This window comes from Heyndrickxia vini (assembly GCF_016772275.1).
In the GTDB taxonomy this organism is placed as follows: domain Bacteria; phylum Bacillota; class Bacilli; order Bacillales; family Bacillaceae_C; genus Heyndrickxia; species Heyndrickxia vini.
In genome coordinates, this window is sequence record NZ_CP065425.1 from 221,676 (window position 1) to 236,038 (window position 14,363).

Consider the following 14,363-nt stretch of genomic DNA (forward strand, 5'->3'; position numbering starts at 1 on the left):
AATAAAATCATTATTACTGCTGTTGTTGCTTCATTAGTTTTTCTAGCAATAAATCTTTTCGTTCACTATCTACAATCCGATAATTAGATTGCCATAATGTTTTGCTTTTACCTACCTGTTGGGGATTAGTATCTGTATCAAAAGTATTTTGAACTAGACGAGTGCCTACTTTATCCCATACTTTCATCGGATCGAATTCCCAAATTAGTTCATCACCTTTGGATTTCAATAAAGCTCTAAACGCTCCAAATATAGGTAATAAGAAACCTATTGAAATTTCATATGAAATTGGTTTTTGTGTAAATAAGGCTTCGTATGCACCTGCTCCTTCAATACCACGTACACCCCCAAATCTGGGCTTTTTACCATCTTCCTTTTTAAATTCTGAGTATTTTAAAGGAAGTTCTTCTTGAATTTTTTCGTAAAGTTCTACCAATTTAGGTAGATGAGCTGATAGTTTTTTATAAATATTATTTTCTTCACCATACTCATTTTTATAATCTTTAAAAACAGCAGCTTTTCCTGAATAAGCAGATACGGGAGCACTACTATCATCAGGATATCTTTTAATGTTGAAAGCAAACATTAATTTAATTAATTCTACAACAGGGATTCTTTTATTGTCATTGTCTTTAAAAGCAATGTCTTCTGAATAACTTTCCGCGGCAACTGCATCTTTAACAATATCGAATTTGTCATCCAATTCGAATAATGCAATGTCACTTACTTGAGCCGAGGTATTTCGTGCATCTGCTAAAGCTGATACATCTAGGTTTTTACCAACTAAAACTTCTAATTTAACATATTTTTTGGTGTTTTCAGGTAATTTGTCGCGGTTTTCAATGATGGCGGTGTAAGTATGACCTCCATCAAGAATGCCGTATTTGGTTATATCATCACCTAAATCTAAATCAACCGTACTCGTATTCGTGTTAAATTTGAAACTTTTCGCTGTAATAACTATACCTCTATTGTTAATATCAAAGTCTGAGTCGGGATTTTTAACGGCATTAATTAATTGCTTAGCCACCGAAGTGTTCATTTTAGGTTTTCTTGGATTTACTTCTAATGGAATTTCTGCTGGTAGATCTTGAAACTCCACCCAAGTGTAATAAGTTGTAACTTCTTCATTTGATGGAGAAGTAACTGTTCTAACAGTTTTTGCCTTAAATCTTTCTGTGCTTGTATTCATTATGAATACCTCCTTTTTTTGGTTTAAGCATTTGTGCTAAGCTCTAATATAAATTTAACATTAAAAAGTCAATTTAAAAAGGAACCAAGGTTCCCTTTTAAATCTTTTTTTGTTATAATTTGATTCATGACAAAGAAAAAACAGGAAAATCAAAAAAATAACATTTCCAAAATTGGACAAATCATTAAAAATCACCGTATACAACTTTCTTTAGAAAAAGCTTCTCGAGCTTTTTTTATAGATGACAGGGTAGATAAAGGCCTATTGGATCCCGAATGGATCTCAGAAAAAACTTTATCAAATATAGAAAACGGTTATAATATGCCTAGTTTGTCCACATTGAAACTGTTATCAGTGGCATTAGAAGTTGATTTTTTAGAATTGATTAAGGAGATAGAAGATTTTATACTCGATAATGAAAGTGAGTAATTTTTTATCAATATGTGATGAGTTTGTTTAGGCTACTCATCTTTTTTTTGTGCATTTAAAATGACTTTAAATACAAAACTCTTTAAGGATAGAAAAAGGAACATTAAAAATCTACCCAAAACGTTTTGTAAATTTTATTCAACTAAACTCCCCTTTAGTCGAACAAAAAAAGGCCACCAAATTGGCAGCTGATCTTTAACTCAGGCATCCGTTAGTTTAAGTGAAATGTTTCACAATATATTTTCGTGGATTTACACTTGAAATTTTAACGTTTCTGCTGAATCGTAACCTGCCCCTTTTGTTCAATAAGAAAAGCCGCCGAAATGGCAGCTGATCTTAAACTATTGCCCCCTTTAGTTGAATAAGAAAGGAGACGCTTATTCCATCATAGCGCCCTTTAGCTGAATAACCTAATTGCTTTTTAAAACAATAGTTTCAGTGCTACCATTCCATTTTACCGTCACTTTAACTTTAGAATCCTAGATTATTTTATTCACCAAAACCACCTGCATTAGTTTCAACCTTATAGGTAATTTCTCCAACTTGCTTTACATCAATTGTGTGGCCACATTTCATTTGAGCCAGAAACGTTTCGCACCCAGAAAAGTGCCCTTTTAACGGCAAAACATTTTATATCTTTGTACAGACTAAGGGGGATTTATCCGTGGAAAGTAATATAATATCCATCAGGATCCTCTATTGTAAACACCTTACCAAAGGGACTGTCTGCTAAATCCTTAACAATCTTCACTTCTTTGCCACGCACATCATCATATCTTTTTTCCACGTCAGGAACGGAAAACCAAAGTGCGACTCCCCATCCAAGCTTGCCTGCTCTGTCCAAATCAACCAAAGGTTTTCTAATAGCAAAAGAAGCACCCTTTTCATTTTTAAAGACATAGGCTCCTGGATTTTCATTTTCAATTTCAAAACCAAAGATATTTTGATAAAATTCACGTGATTTTTCAAGATCCCTTACCTGAATAGATGAAAAGTCGAGTTGCGGTGTAGACATGTACTTCATCTCCTTTAATATTGTGGTATATATTAGTTTTTTGTTTTTTGAACGATTTTATATTACTCTATTTTGTAAATGCACCCAAAGCACGAAGATAATGGGCCCAATATCCTTTCCAATTTCCATAATGATTAGCAATCACCTTAATATCCTGATTACCTTTATAAGTTTCCGAAAACACCTTTAATAGCATTTTTTCGCTAACAGGTAATCGTTCCATTCTCCCAATCCCTCTGATAAGAATAAACGAGGCAGACCATTCACCGATTCCTTTAATGTCTTTTAACCAGTTTTCGACTTCATCATAATCTCCGTCGGTGAGGAACTGTTCATCAACATCGGAAAATGCTTCGCAGACTGACATCAAATATTGGGTCTTTCGCTTATCTTTGACCGTTTCTGCTACTTCTTCTTCGGAAGCCCTAAGGATACTTACCGGCTCGGGAAATGCAGAATAACATTGATGGTATATTTTTAGTGATTGACCAAAATTTTCACAGAATCTCATCTTGATTTCCTTGGCGATATTCGTGGGCGTCTTTTGAGTAAAAATCGCCCAGCAGGCATTTTCAAAAGGAGTAAGAAATTTAACCTGATGATAGCCATATAGTTTTTTATTAATGTGTTGGAACCACGGATCTTCCGATGCCAAAGTATAAAATTCCTTGAGATCATCAGATAAACTTAAAAAATGATCGATTTTCTTCTCAAGCATTTTTAAGCTCTTATCCGAGATATCCTTGTCTGAAAATATGGTGTATATCAATTTTGGGTTTTCAATATCACCCTCTGATTGTAAATCAAAGACAAATATTTGATCATTCATTAAAATGGCTTTGGTTAGATGATTTCTATTCAGTGTTTGTTCTTTTTTAGTTGGGGGAAATCCACCTAAAAACCTTATTGTTTTTTCAAAATCAAAAGGGGCTTTAGGGAATAATTCACCAATTTTCTTGTACAACATTAAAAATCACCTTTTTCCATGGGTTCCAAACCCATTAACAGTCACAACGGGATTTTCCTCCAATTTGATTCATTATTTTTCCTTCTTCGATATGGTTGTCCAAACTCTTAACAAAATCGATTTGAGTTCCTTTTGCTCCTTGACTGAAATCCCTGAAAGAACATCCAATTCAATAGTTTCGAGATAACGCTCCACTAACCTTAACTTTTCCTTGACTTGTTGACCTTCAACACAAAATATCTCCCACCTTTTGGATTCATCACTAGTTTCACACACTGGATTTCCTCCAAATAATCAATATGAGATACCATTGTTGTAGGATCAATTTGGAGGGCTTCCGCTTGTTTTTGTGAGGCATTTGTTTGTTCTTCTATTATTAAAGAACCCCAAATTGCCCACGTCGCCGGTGATGATGCGTACAGAAGCAAAATTCACGAAATACCATCCTTCTATAATAAACGATACAATTCAGTATCCTATAATCCCTCCAATCGATGTAAGATATACTACTTCGCATTTCTCTCACTCCTTTATGCTTACTTACTCCGATTATAAAATAACGCTACTGACAACAGTATGTCAGTAGCGTTTTAACATTTTTTTAGCTTCCTCACGAATCCAATTTCGAAACGATTCAGGCTCTAATACTATCACACCCGCTCCCCAGCCAAGCACCCATTGCAACACTTCGTCCAGTTGACGAACGCGTATGACCACATCCAATCCATCTTGATGCTCTTCCATATCTTCTATGTAATAATAGTTAGATTCCTTCACTTTATCTGCGATGTCAAGGTTAAATCGAAGACGAACCAGCAAGTGCCGATCATCCGCAGGAGTATAATCCCTAAAGTTAAAGTGCGCCGGTATTTTAAATCGTTCATCCAAATCGATAAGTTCCGTCATTCTGGATAATCGGAAATGGCGAATATCTCGGCGCAAATCACAATGGGCCACAAGCATCCACGATCCTTGAACAAGCACCAATCCATAGGGAGCAACGGTACGAACACTATGGCGATTCCCCTCGGAATCTGAAAGTCTTTTTACATAATGAAAGCTAATCTTTCGCTTGTCTAATATCGCCCGACGGATTTTTTCTAGATATTCCTTTTCTTTTGACGGCATGACCTGTTTATCGGAATTGAGCAAACGCATAGCGTTGCGTACACGAGATGTTTCATTGCGAACGCTTTCCGGTAGAATGGTCTCGATTTTGCCGCGAGCGGCTTGCGCCTTGACACGATAATCATCATCAAATCTTTGTTCGATAAAGTCTGTTCCAATCAGCAAGCTCACGGCTTCCGGTACCGTGAAACTGATCGGCGGCAGGAAATAGCCTTCCATCAGGGAATATCCTGTACCGGGGGCTCCTATGATCGGCACGCCCGCTTCACTCAGCGCCTCAATGTCGCGGTAAATGGTCCGCACGCTAGTTTCGAATAGGGTCGACAAATCTTCGGCCCGTACAACTTCTTTACGTTGCAGCTCCAGCACGATGGCAAACAATCGGTCTGTTTTGTTCATGGGTTGCCTCCCTTGTTGTTTATTGCAAAATAATAGTATCACATTTTAACGGAGAAGATGATTTGGTGGATCCGGAGTTCCTGGACATAGATGTGTATCGGCATCTATATGGTAATCCAAAATAAGGACAAGGTTTCTGTTGGATTTATTCCGTTAACGCGCCCGTTTGTAGAAGATCATTAATTAAATTTCATAAATACACTTTAGTGTTGAGTGAAATATTCACAATAAAAAGTTCCCGTTTGACTTATTCACTATTTTGCTTAACACCCTCCTTATTTAATTTCGTTTCCTTCAAAAAGAACGATAGGGTCATTCCAAATAGTGATAGAAAAACAGCAAATACCGACCATTTCTCTGCTGCATTACCCTCAGCTTTTGCAGGATCATCAAATCCCCAATGTACCCTAAGAACTTTAGGAAGAGTGACAGGACATTGTCTGCAGCATCACCACAAAGTGTTACTACGAGGTCTGTATTGTTTAAAAGTTGGGGATCGATAATATCTGAGGTTTGGTTTGAACTATCAATCCCTGCACTAAATATTCCAATCTTGACTTAAATATTTTTTTGCCCATCCTTCTGCCATTTGGCTTCGGCAAGAGTTCCCCGTGCATAAGAAATAGATTGTTTTCTTAGTATCCATATTAATTTCCGCCTTTTGAAAGTCGATGTTATGCTACGTTCTCACTGAAATATTTCTTCTTAAACCATAATGCAACGTTTACTAATGCAATCATTACTGGAACTTCAACTAGTGGTCCAATTACCGCTGCAAATGCCACTCCCGAATGGATTCCAAACACTCCAACAGCTACTGCAATGGCTAATTCAAAGTTATTACTTCCGGCTGTAAATGCCAAGGTAGTTGTGACTGGATAATTGGTTCCCAATCTCTTTCCTAAGAAGAAAGAAACAAAGAACATAATGACAAAATAAACAAGTAGAGGAATGGCTATTCTCACTACATCTAATGGTAGAGAAACAATCATATCTCCTTTTAGGGAGAACATCACAATAATCGTAAATAACAATGCGATTAACGTAATCGGACTAATTTTAGGGATGAACACTTTTTCATACCACTGTCTTCCTTTTATTTTTACCAGTGTAAAACGGGTAATCATCCCGGCTATAAATGGAATACCAAGATAGATAAAGACTGATTTTGCAACCTCACCAATAGTAATATCGATAACTTCTCCTTGTAATCCAAACCATTCTGGAATGACTGTTACAAAGATATAGGCATAAATTGAAAAAAAGATGACTTGGAAAATTGAGTTAAATGCAACGAGGCCTGCTGCATAATCAGTATCACCTTTCGCTAGATCATTCCAAACGATAACCATTGCAATACAGCGTGCCAGACCAATCATGATAAGACCTACCATATATTCTGGTTTGTCGGGTAAAAAAATAATCGCTAGGAAAAACATAAGGATTGGTCCTATTACCCAGTTTTGTACAAGGGATAAAGCGAGTAATTTTACATCTTTAAATACTCGACCGATTTCTTCATAGCGTACCTTTGCTAATGGAGGATACATCATTAGTATAAGTCCAATTGCTAATAGAATAGATGTGGTCCCAACTTGAAATTTATTTAAGCTATCAATCATTCCAGGAAATACATAACTTAAACCAATTCCTATAGCCATGGCAAAAAAAATCCATATTGTTAAATAACGATCTAGGAACGATAATCGTTTTTTATCTGTTTTGTTCACTTTAAATACCTCCTCATTTTTATTCTTAACAACCGCAACGAAGAGTTGGATTACTTTTATCAATTTGTTTAATTGCTTCCTCTTGGTCTGGAACAAGTTTTGTCACATATTCGATTAGTGGAAAGAATTCATTATTTTTATTTAATGCATAATAAATCCATTGCCCTTTACGAGCCTCTTTAACTAGTCCAAAGTCTTTTAATTTCCGTAAATGTTGACTTATGGAAGGTTGGCTCATATCAAAAACTTCCTGAAACTCACATACACATAATTCTCGTTTCATCAATAATGCCATCATAGTTAATCTTGTTTTATCACCAAGTAATTTAAGTACTTTTGATGTAGGCTCTATCTCAGTTATTGTTTTCTCCATATAATCACCCCGTTCATAACCATTTATTTAATTATATAAATGGAAATATAAATATATAACTATTTACTTATATATTAAAGAAAAAAACGTATACGATATTTATTTATTTTTCCACTAATGTCTTTTGAAGAAAAAATAAAGAGTAATTTTATATTAATTTCAAACGTGATATTTATCGAGTGAGGGTCAAATACTACGTACAATCTGTTTAATCTCCTATTTAGTATCATCCTTTATTAATTAAGATAAGTAAATATTTACGCTCAAAGGATGAGAATTAGCAATTGTACCGGAAACTGGATAACCGTTTTTTTTAACTAAATCAGACAAAAGATTGTGATTAAAGTAACGGGACAGGTTTTTTGAAGAAGGAGATTTTCTGTTTTAAGCGAATTAGTTTAGTTGAAAAAAATATAGGTGTAAAGGATTTAAAGGAAAAGATGGAGAATTACATATTTTTAGACCTTAAATCTAGTTAGCCCAAAAAATTATAAGTGACTCTATAGGAGGAATAGTGGATGGATTTGAAATATCCAATTGGAAAATTTCAATTTAATGGTGAAGTTACCACCAGCGTTACAAAGGAATGGATAAATGAGATTGAAGATTTTCCAAGATTATTACAAGATGCTGTAAAAGACTTAAATAATGAACAGCTTGATACACCTTATCGTTCAGGAGGGTGGACTGTTCGACAAGTCATACATCACCTTGCGGATAGCCATATGAATGCATACGTTCGCTTCAAATTGGCTCTAACAGAAGAAAAACCTGTAATAAAGCCATATGACGAAACGGAATGGGCGGAGCTTTCCGATTATAAATTACCAATTGATATTTCACTATCCCTGCTCGAATCATTGCACAAACGCTGGACAAATCTTTTACGTAGTCTAAGCGGGGCTGATTTGGAAAAAACATTTATCCACCCAGTTTCAGGTGATGTTTCAGTAGGTGAAAATATAGGGATTTACGCTTGGCACGGGCGGCATCATCTTGCACATATTACTTCTTTGTGTAAGCGTAACGGCTGGTAATGTACTTAGTTTGTATAGCGGTTTAGTTTTTGTAAATAAAATGGCTAGTATAGATATTTTAAAATCGTAAAGTTCTGGCAGGTCAATCAGGTATTTTTGTCGAACCTTAGACATATGAAATTCATTAAATAGGAGGAAAAACTGATGGCAGAAGTTTTATTGTTACATCATGTTTTAGGCCGAACGAAGGGGATTGAAGCAATCGCCAATCAATTGAGAGATGCAGGGCATACTGTGCACGTGCCAGATTTATTTGACGGCCGCATGTTTTCCTCGCTCGAGGAAGGCTTGGTATTTGTTAAGGAAATCGGATTTGAAGAAGTGACGGCGCGCGGCATTCGGGCATCAAGCGAGCTTCCGCGCGATGTCGTCTATGCTGGTTTTTCACTCGGTGTCCCGGCAGCACAGCAGCTCGCTCAAACTCGTGAAGGAGCCAGAGGCGCACTGTTTTTTCATGCCTGCCTCCCGACTTCGGCGTTCGAATCTCAGTGGCCGGTCGACTTGCCTGTGCAAATTCACGCCATGAGTGCGGATCCTTTTTTCGTTGAAGACGGCGACATCGACGCGGCCCGTGAGCTTGTGGCGTCGGCCAATCACGCAGAGCTTTTTCTGTATGAAGGCAAGGAACATCTCTTCACCGACAGTAGTTTACCGTCTTACGATGCTGAAGCGACGAAACTTGTGATCAAGAGAGTTCTCGACTTTCTCGCATAGCGTATAGAATAGTAAATAGCAGACCATTTTTTGTTGGTATACCAGTATTATCCCTTTCAAGAAACTTCGATGGTTTTATACAATTGTATGGTACAATAAAATCGAATGTTAAGAAAATTCAATTACCAAACTAACGGAGGCATTCCTTTAATAAGGAATGTTCTTTTCTTATTGAAGAAAAGAGGGAGGTTGGTGGAAGAAGGATTTCCTCTTTTATCGAAAAGAATATAAACCAGGTACTAACTAGAATAGTTTCCTAAAAGGATATTGAAAGGATGGTACTCAATTAATGAATATTAGAAAACCAAATGATTTGGAACTCAAAAAGATTATATCACTTTCTCCACAAGCTGTATTTGATGGCACGTTAGGTGAAGTAAGACCCACAAATCAAAAAATTGAACAACTTATTGAACAACTCTTAAAGAAGGGAAACTATTACTTAATCGCAATAGAAAACGATAGATTAATGGGTTGGATTCTAATAGGGACAAGCAAAGATCAATTTACTGATAAGATCAATGGATTTATTTATGAATTATTTGTTTTAGAAGAATTTAGAGGGAAGGGAATTTCCAAAATGTTAATGAGAACAGGTATTGATTATCTCAAACAAGATGGATATTCAGAAGTTCGTCTAAGTGCATTTGCGGGAAATCAAGCAATTAAACTGTATGAAAAGCTTGGATTTAACATCAGAACAATTACAATGAGTTTGCCAATATAAACACTCTATTTCTTCACTAACGGGGTAGTAGAGTTTAAGATAAAATGAATAAGGGGTGATTTTATGGAGAGAATTGGCTTTGCAGAATTTATTGAAAGTGAAGAAGAGTTACGTTCTTTAATTGGACACCCAAGTGAATTAGTGAAAAACAAAGTAATTACTTATTTAGATAACCATTGTAAAGAATTTATTTCTAAATCCTCGTTTTTGACCATTGCTACTGCAGATAAATTTGGCTTTTGCGATGTTTCACCAAGGGGTGACTATGCTGGATTTGTGCAAATTTTAAACGAGAAACAATTAGTTATCCCAGAAAGACCAGGGAATAAAAGAATTGATTCAATGCGAAATATCTTAACTAACCCTAGAGTCGGTATTCTTTTTTTTATCCCAGGTCTCGATGAAACATTAAGAGTAAATGGTAAGGGTTATTTAGTAAAAGATAATTACTTGCTTGAGAAAATGACTTTTAAGGAAAAGAAGCCACTATTGGGAATCGGTATAGAAGTCGAGGAATGTTTTATTCACTGTGCAAAAGCATTTAAAAGGTCTCATTTATGGGATCCTGATACTTGGTCAAAAAAAGAAACATTACCAAAGGCTGCAAAGATATTATTTGACCACGCAAATCTCCCTAATACAAGCGAATACTCTATTACTGAACAGTTAAATAAGAGTTATACAGATAGACTTTATTAACTAACGGGAATGAAACCAATCTTTTCAAGAACTATTGAAAAAAGGAGAGGGCCTGGTTAGAGAAGCAGGTAATTCACGCATAGATAGCGAAAACTGTTAAGAGAAAATTATGACGCTTTAGGAAAAAGGGAGGGAATAAATTGAGTTATGAAATTATAACGTTACCTGCTTATCGGACAGTAGGATTAAAATGGGAGGGAACATTCTCGGAAATTGTACCGAATTTAAAAAACGTCATTCAACACGTTGAAGACCGTGCCGATGAGTTAGAGAATAGGGTGAATCCTAATGTTCAATTAGGTCTATCTTATCATGTGAGAGTGAGCAAAGTTGAAAGTAAAACAACAAAAGAGAGGGAAATTAGGTAAAACGATTCAAGTGCGTTTAGTTTCAGATTTAAAAAAATCACAGGAATACTCCGGCAATAAGTCATACTTCCTTTGTTCATATTCTAATAATAAAATAACTATTACTTAGCTTAAGGAACAAATATAGGGGTTGTAGATCAATTATGATTACAGCTTTTTTTAATTAAATTTTATGGTTTATAGGTGATATAATGGCAAAACATTGGAAAAACCCTATACTTTTAATATCAGGAATTGGAGTCTCTAACTTGGGTAACTGGATTTATTTAATTGCTCTTAATATTTCCATTTTAAATTTAACGGGTTCTGCCGCTTCAGTAGCGGGTCTTTATATCATTCGACCTATCGCTGTTTTAATTACAAATTTTTGGTCAGGGAGTATCATTGATCGAGTAAATAAAAGAAAATTGATGATAGGTATTGATATTGTCAGAGGAATTTTGGTATTTTTTATCCCATTTATTGGTTCTATCTGGCTTATTTACTTTTTGTTATTGTTGATCAATATGGTTGGGGCATTTTTTGGCCCAAGTTCATCGGTTTATATAACTAAATTGGTTCCTCCTGAAAGTCGAAAGGGATTTAATTCCATTTTGGACATGACTAGTTCGGGGGCATTTTTATTAGGTCCAGCTATTGCGGGGTTCATCATTATGTATTCTGGAACAACTGTATGTATTATCATCAATTCAATTTCATTTCTTATATGTGCTTTTTTCATATACCTTCTCCCAAATGTTGATGAAAAGAAAGAAAATGTTCGTGATCCAATACATTGGAAAACACTAATAAAGGACTTGGCAGCGGTTAGAGACTCTTTAAAGAAATTAAAATTTTTTATGGTTGTCTATCTATTATTCCAAGGTTCCATGCTCATTGGATTTGCTTTGGATTCGCAAGAGGTAACGTTTATTAAGCAAAATCTGCACCTTTCCGATAAAGATTATGGATTAATCGTAAGTATTACAGGAGTAGGATCTTTAATCGGAGCATTTATTGCAGCCGTTTTGGCGAAGAAGATCAGTTTAAAAGTATATTTGGGTCTAGGAATGTTTTTAACGTCAATAGGATATATTTCGTTTTATTCATCGGTTGGCTTCATTACCGCCACCATAGCATTTGTCTTTCTCGGCTTTTTCCTTGCTTTTGCAAATGCAGGATATTCTACGTTCTTTCAAAATAATATATCAATCGATATTATGGGGAGGTTCGGCAGTATTACGGATATGGTGCAAGGGGTCATTCAAATTGTATTCACGCTCATTCTAGGATTTTTTGCAGAATGGTTTTCCTTACAATTCACTTGTATTATTTTCTCTATTGTAGGGGCATTGCTTTCATTGGTCCTATTTATTACATCGATGCAGTCATCAAATGCAAGGTATTTTACAGAAAATATCAACAAAGGAGAACTTGCAAAAGTGGTACAGTAAAAAGTTTTATTTTATCTCCTATTTATATTATATCTACAACGGGATTTGGAAAATTAGCTACTTGTTTTGGTAAAGGGGGGACACTATGCTAGCAGCAATAATTCATGGAATCGTATTAGCCTTTGGATTAATCCTTCCGCTTGGTGCACAAAATGTGTTTGTATTTAATCAAGGAGCTTCTCAACCAAAATTTAAAGGTGCAATTCCGGTTATCATAACTGCTTCACTTTGTGATACTTTTCTCATCTTACTAGCAGTGTTAGGGGTATCTGTTATTGTATTATCAGTTCCCGTTCTGCAAACAGTAATCTTTTTAATAGGGATCGTATTTCTTCTTTATATGGGGTGGTCTATTTGGAGAAGTGACCCTGTAAACCTAAATCAAAGGGAAGCAGCCATGTCACCTAAGAAACAGATTATGTTTGCAATGTCAGTATCTCTGCTTAATCCCCATGCAATTCTTGATACGATTGGTGTGATAGGAACTAGTTCCCTCAGCTACACGGGTTCAGAAAAAGTAGGATTTACTGTTGCTTGTATTTTCATCTCTTGGATTTGGTTTCTGGGCATTGCGATAGCCGGAAAAGTAGTAGGTAACTTTGATACAGAGGGCAAACTCTTAAAAATGATTAACAAAGTATCAGCAATAATTATATGGGGGGTAGCGCTATTCATAGCTATTCAATTGTACACTATGTTCTAAACGGGCCTTCTCCTGATAATTGTCGGTTTCTGTTAGTATACGAATCTTCAACAAAGAAAAATTGAAGGGATTTGTGGTGTGAAAGAAGAAATACATATTAAATCATTAGTGTATAGGGAGAGGAAGAATTCATTATGAATAAGAAGGATGATAAGAAGGTTCATATTTACCATATTACATTAACAAACGGTGAACTGCTCGAAAATATTCGAATTGAAGGTTCGCTTGAATGGAACCTTTCAGGTATTGCAGTAAATCTTATTGCTGTCGAAGATGGCAATGGGAAAAAAATTGTATTGAGCAAGTATCATATTGTCAAAGCGGAACTGGTAAACATCGAAGATTAATAGGATTGACATGTTTTGATTAATCTTTTTCAAAACACGCTTTTTATTTTTGTACTTTTCTCAAGGTTTGCTAAAGGAATTAGTATATCGAGGAGGATAAACAAATGAAATTGTATATAGATTCAGCTGATATAAAACAAATTGCTTACCTGCACGAGTATTTTCCGATTTCCGGAGTAACAACTAATCCATCTATTATAGCAAAGGAAGATCGCCCTTATTTAGACCTTCTTCAAAATATTAAAGAGGTGATCGGGGAGGAAAGGGAACTATTTGTTCAAGTCATTGGGGATACACCGGAGGAGATGGTAGAAGAAGCAAAGTTTATTAAACGTAAGCTTTCAGGAGAGATAGTTCTGAAAGTACCGGTGACGGAAGAAGGAATTAAAGCCATTAAACTACTAACCGCAGAAAACATTCCAACATTAGCCACTACAATTTATACCCCGTTTCAAGCGCTGATTGCTGCAATGGCAGGAGCAAAATATGTGGCACCTTATGTGAACAGGATTGATAATTTAATAGGTAACGGTGTAAAGGTTGTCTCCGAAATTGTTAGCTTATATTCAACTTATCAATTGCCTACCGAGATATTAGCCGCAAGTTTTAAAAATGTTCAACAGGTTCATGATGTGTGTCTTGCTGGGGCACACAGTGTTACTGTTGATCCGGAAATCATTGCAAAGTTTATTGCCTTTCCAGCTACCTCAAAGGATGTTGCTGAATTTAAAGAAACGTGGCAGAACAGGTACGGCGTGAATAAAACTAATCTAATGAACTCCTAATCTAGGATTTTTGCTGAAATTAAATGTGGCTTTTCAAATAAAGTTATCCCGTTTTGAAAAAAGATGAACCGTTAGGATATAGAAAGAGTGTATACCGCGGTTGCTGAATTATAATAAAGTTTCATTAAAATCACCTTGCCTCTTTGTTTCATAGGGGCAAGGTGATTTTTTAAATAGTTTTATCAAATGGAAAGGTTCGTTTATTGATGGTTTAGGTCATTCAAAATTAATTATCGTTTTCTATTGACTAAATGTTCATTCAATAATAAAATAAATCTGAAAATTTGTTTAATTAATAGGAGTTATTGGCGATAAGG

17 protein-coding genes and 1 pseudogene are annotated in these 14,363 nt (G+C 35.6%); 10 read left to right on the plus strand and 8 right to left on the minus strand.

Annotation, left to right across the window (positions count from 1 at the left end):
* Window positions 1-13: 13 nt before the first annotated feature.
* Window positions 14-1,192, minus strand: a complete 1,179-nt coding sequence (locus tag I5776_RS01185) for an AIPR family protein (protein ID WP_202778614.1) — start codon at window positions 1,190-1,192, stop codon at window positions 14-16.
* A 126-nt stretch (window positions 1,193-1,318) separates the two neighbouring features.
* Between I5776_RS01185 and I5776_RS01190 the strand changes: the two genes are divergently transcribed.
* A complete protein-coding gene (locus I5776_RS01190; RefSeq protein ID WP_246483869.1) occupies window positions 1,319-1,621 on the plus strand; it encodes a helix-turn-helix domain-containing protein in 303 nt (100 codons plus the stop codon).
* A 658-nt stretch (window positions 1,622-2,279) separates the two neighbouring features.
* On the opposite strand, the gene I5776_RS01195 is transcribed toward I5776_RS01190, so the two are convergent.
* The 7 genes and pseudogenes from I5776_RS01195 to I5776_RS01225 all read right to left on the minus strand — a co-directional run bounded on the left by I5776_RS01195 (window position 2,280) and on the right by I5776_RS01225 (window position 7,233).
* Window positions 2,280-2,636: a VOC family protein gene (locus I5776_RS01195; protein WP_202778615.1), complete on the minus strand. Its 357-nt coding sequence runs from the start codon at window positions 2,634-2,636 to the stop codon at window positions 2,280-2,282.
* Window positions 2,637-2,703: 67 nt separating this feature from the next.
* A complete protein-coding gene (locus I5776_RS01200; RefSeq protein WP_202778616.1) occupies window positions 2,704-3,600 on the minus strand; it encodes a DNA-3-methyladenine glycosylase family protein in 897 nt (298 codons plus the stop codon).
* A gap of 75 nt (window positions 3,601-3,675) precedes the next feature.
* Window positions 3,676-3,879 (minus strand): hypothetical protein, encoded by a 204-nt coding sequence (locus I5776_RS01205; protein ID WP_202778617.1) that lies wholly within the window; start codon window positions 3,877-3,879, stop codon window positions 3,676-3,678.
* 303 nt (window positions 3,880-4,182) lie between these two features.
* Window positions 4,183-5,130: a helix-turn-helix transcriptional regulator gene (locus I5776_RS01210; RefSeq protein ID WP_202778618.1), complete on the minus strand. Its 948-nt coding sequence runs from the start codon at window positions 5,128-5,130 to the stop codon at window positions 4,183-4,185.
* A 247-nt stretch (window positions 5,131-5,377) separates the two neighbouring features.
* A pseudogene (locus tag I5776_RS01215) lies at window positions 5,378-5,776 on the minus strand (arsenate reductase/protein-tyrosine-phosphatase family protein).
* 28 nt (window positions 5,777-5,804) lie between these two features.
* Window positions 5,805-6,791 (minus strand): ACR3 family arsenite efflux transporter, encoded by a 987-nt coding sequence (gene arsB, locus I5776_RS01220; protein WP_246483980.1) that lies wholly within the window; start codon window positions 6,789-6,791, stop codon window positions 5,805-5,807.
* A gap of 94 nt (window positions 6,792-6,885) precedes the next feature.
* Window positions 6,886-7,233: an ArsR/SmtB family transcription factor gene (locus tag I5776_RS01225; protein WP_202778620.1), complete on the minus strand. Its 348-nt coding sequence runs from the start codon at window positions 7,231-7,233 to the stop codon at window positions 6,886-6,888.
* Window positions 7,234-7,751: 518 nt separating this feature from the next.
* Here I5776_RS01225 and I5776_RS01230 point away from each other — a divergent pair.
* The 9 genes from I5776_RS01230 to I5776_RS01270 all read left to right on the plus strand — a co-directional run bounded on the left by I5776_RS01230 (window position 7,752) and on the right by I5776_RS01270 (window position 14,046).
* Window positions 7,752-8,270 carry a YfiT family bacillithiol transferase gene (locus tag I5776_RS01230; RefSeq protein ID WP_202778621.1) on the plus strand — a complete coding sequence of 173 codons (519 nt, stop codon included), beginning with the start codon at window positions 7,752-7,754 and terminating at the stop codon, window positions 8,268-8,270.
* A 144-nt stretch (window positions 8,271-8,414) separates the two neighbouring features.
* On the plus strand, window positions 8,415-8,984 hold the full coding sequence (locus I5776_RS01235) for a dienelactone hydrolase family protein (protein ID WP_202778622.1): 570 nt from the start codon (window positions 8,415-8,417) through the stop codon (window positions 8,982-8,984).
* Between the two features lie 289 nt (window positions 8,985-9,273).
* Window positions 9,274-9,711 (plus strand): GNAT family N-acetyltransferase, encoded by a 438-nt coding sequence (locus I5776_RS01240; protein WP_202778623.1) that lies wholly within the window; start codon window positions 9,274-9,276, stop codon window positions 9,709-9,711.
* A gap of 63 nt (window positions 9,712-9,774) precedes the next feature.
* Window positions 9,775-10,410, plus strand: a complete 636-nt coding sequence (locus I5776_RS01245; RefSeq protein WP_202778624.1) for a pyridoxamine 5'-phosphate oxidase family protein — start codon at window positions 9,775-9,777, stop codon at window positions 10,408-10,410.
* Between the two features lie 140 nt (window positions 10,411-10,550).
* Window positions 10,551-10,778: a GyrI-like domain-containing protein gene (locus tag I5776_RS01250; RefSeq protein ID WP_246483870.1), complete on the plus strand. Its 228-nt coding sequence runs from the start codon at window positions 10,551-10,553 to the stop codon at window positions 10,776-10,778.
* 191 nt (window positions 10,779-10,969) lie between these two features.
* Window positions 10,970-12,211: an MFS transporter gene (locus I5776_RS01255; protein WP_202778625.1), complete on the plus strand. Its 1,242-nt coding sequence runs from the start codon at window positions 10,970-10,972 to the stop codon at window positions 12,209-12,211.
* A gap of 85 nt (window positions 12,212-12,296) precedes the next feature.
* A complete protein-coding gene (locus I5776_RS01260) occupies window positions 12,297-12,914 on the plus strand; it encodes a LysE/ArgO family amino acid transporter (protein WP_202778626.1) in 618 nt (205 codons plus the stop codon).
* 134 nt (window positions 12,915-13,048) lie between these two features.
* Window positions 13,049-13,261 (plus strand): hypothetical protein, encoded by a 213-nt coding sequence (locus tag I5776_RS01265; protein ID WP_202778627.1) that lies wholly within the window; start codon window positions 13,049-13,051, stop codon window positions 13,259-13,261.
* Between the two features lie 104 nt (window positions 13,262-13,365).
* A complete protein-coding gene (locus tag I5776_RS01270; protein ID WP_202778628.1) occupies window positions 13,366-14,046 on the plus strand; it encodes a transaldolase family protein in 681 nt (226 codons plus the stop codon).
* Window positions 14,047-14,363 lie beyond the last annotated feature (317 nt).

Excerpts from the sequence above, each read along its gene's own strand:
- I5776_RS01185 (WP_202778614.1), bottom strand. The coding sequence starts at position 1,192 with ATGAATACAAGCACAGAAAGATTTAAGGCAAAAACTGTTAGAACAGTT.
- I5776_RS01190 (WP_246483869.1), top strand. The coding sequence starts at position 1,319 with ATGACAAAGAAAAAACAGGAAAATCAAAAAAATAACATTTCCAAAATT.
- I5776_RS01195 (WP_202778615.1), bottom strand. The coding sequence starts at position 2,636 with ATGTCTACACCGCAACTCGACTTTTCATCTATTCAGGTAAGGGATCTT.
- I5776_RS01210 (WP_202778618.1), bottom strand. The coding sequence starts at position 5,130 with ATGAACAAAACAGACCGATTGTTTGCCATCGTGCTGGAGCTGCAACGT.
- arsB (WP_246483980.1), bottom strand. The coding sequence starts at position 6,791 with ATGGCTATAGGAATTGGTTTAAGTTATGTATTTCCTGGAATGATTGAT.
- I5776_RS01225 (WP_202778620.1), bottom strand. The coding sequence starts at position 7,233 with ATGGAGAAAACAATAACTGAGATAGAGCCTACATCAAAAGTACTTAAA.
- I5776_RS01230 (WP_202778621.1), top strand. The coding sequence starts at position 7,752 with ATGGATTTGAAATATCCAATTGGAAAATTTCAATTTAATGGTGAAGTT.
- I5776_RS01235 (WP_202778622.1), top strand. The coding sequence starts at position 8,415 with ATGGCAGAAGTTTTATTGTTACATCATGTTTTAGGCCGAACGAAGGGG.
- I5776_RS01240 (WP_202778623.1), top strand. The coding sequence starts at position 9,274 with ATGAATATTAGAAAACCAAATGATTTGGAACTCAAAAAGATTATATCA.
- I5776_RS01245 (WP_202778624.1), top strand. The coding sequence starts at position 9,775 with ATGGAGAGAATTGGCTTTGCAGAATTTATTGAAAGTGAAGAAGAGTTA.
- I5776_RS01255 (WP_202778625.1), top strand. The coding sequence starts at position 10,970 with ATGGCAAAACATTGGAAAAACCCTATACTTTTAATATCAGGAATTGGA.
- I5776_RS01260 (WP_202778626.1), top strand. The coding sequence starts at position 12,297 with ATGCTAGCAGCAATAATTCATGGAATCGTATTAGCCTTTGGATTAATC.
- I5776_RS01265 (WP_202778627.1), top strand. The coding sequence starts at position 13,049 with ATGAATAAGAAGGATGATAAGAAGGTTCATATTTACCATATTACATTA.
- I5776_RS01270 (WP_202778628.1), top strand. The coding sequence starts at position 13,366 with ATGAAATTGTATATAGATTCAGCTGATATAAAACAAATTGCTTACCTG.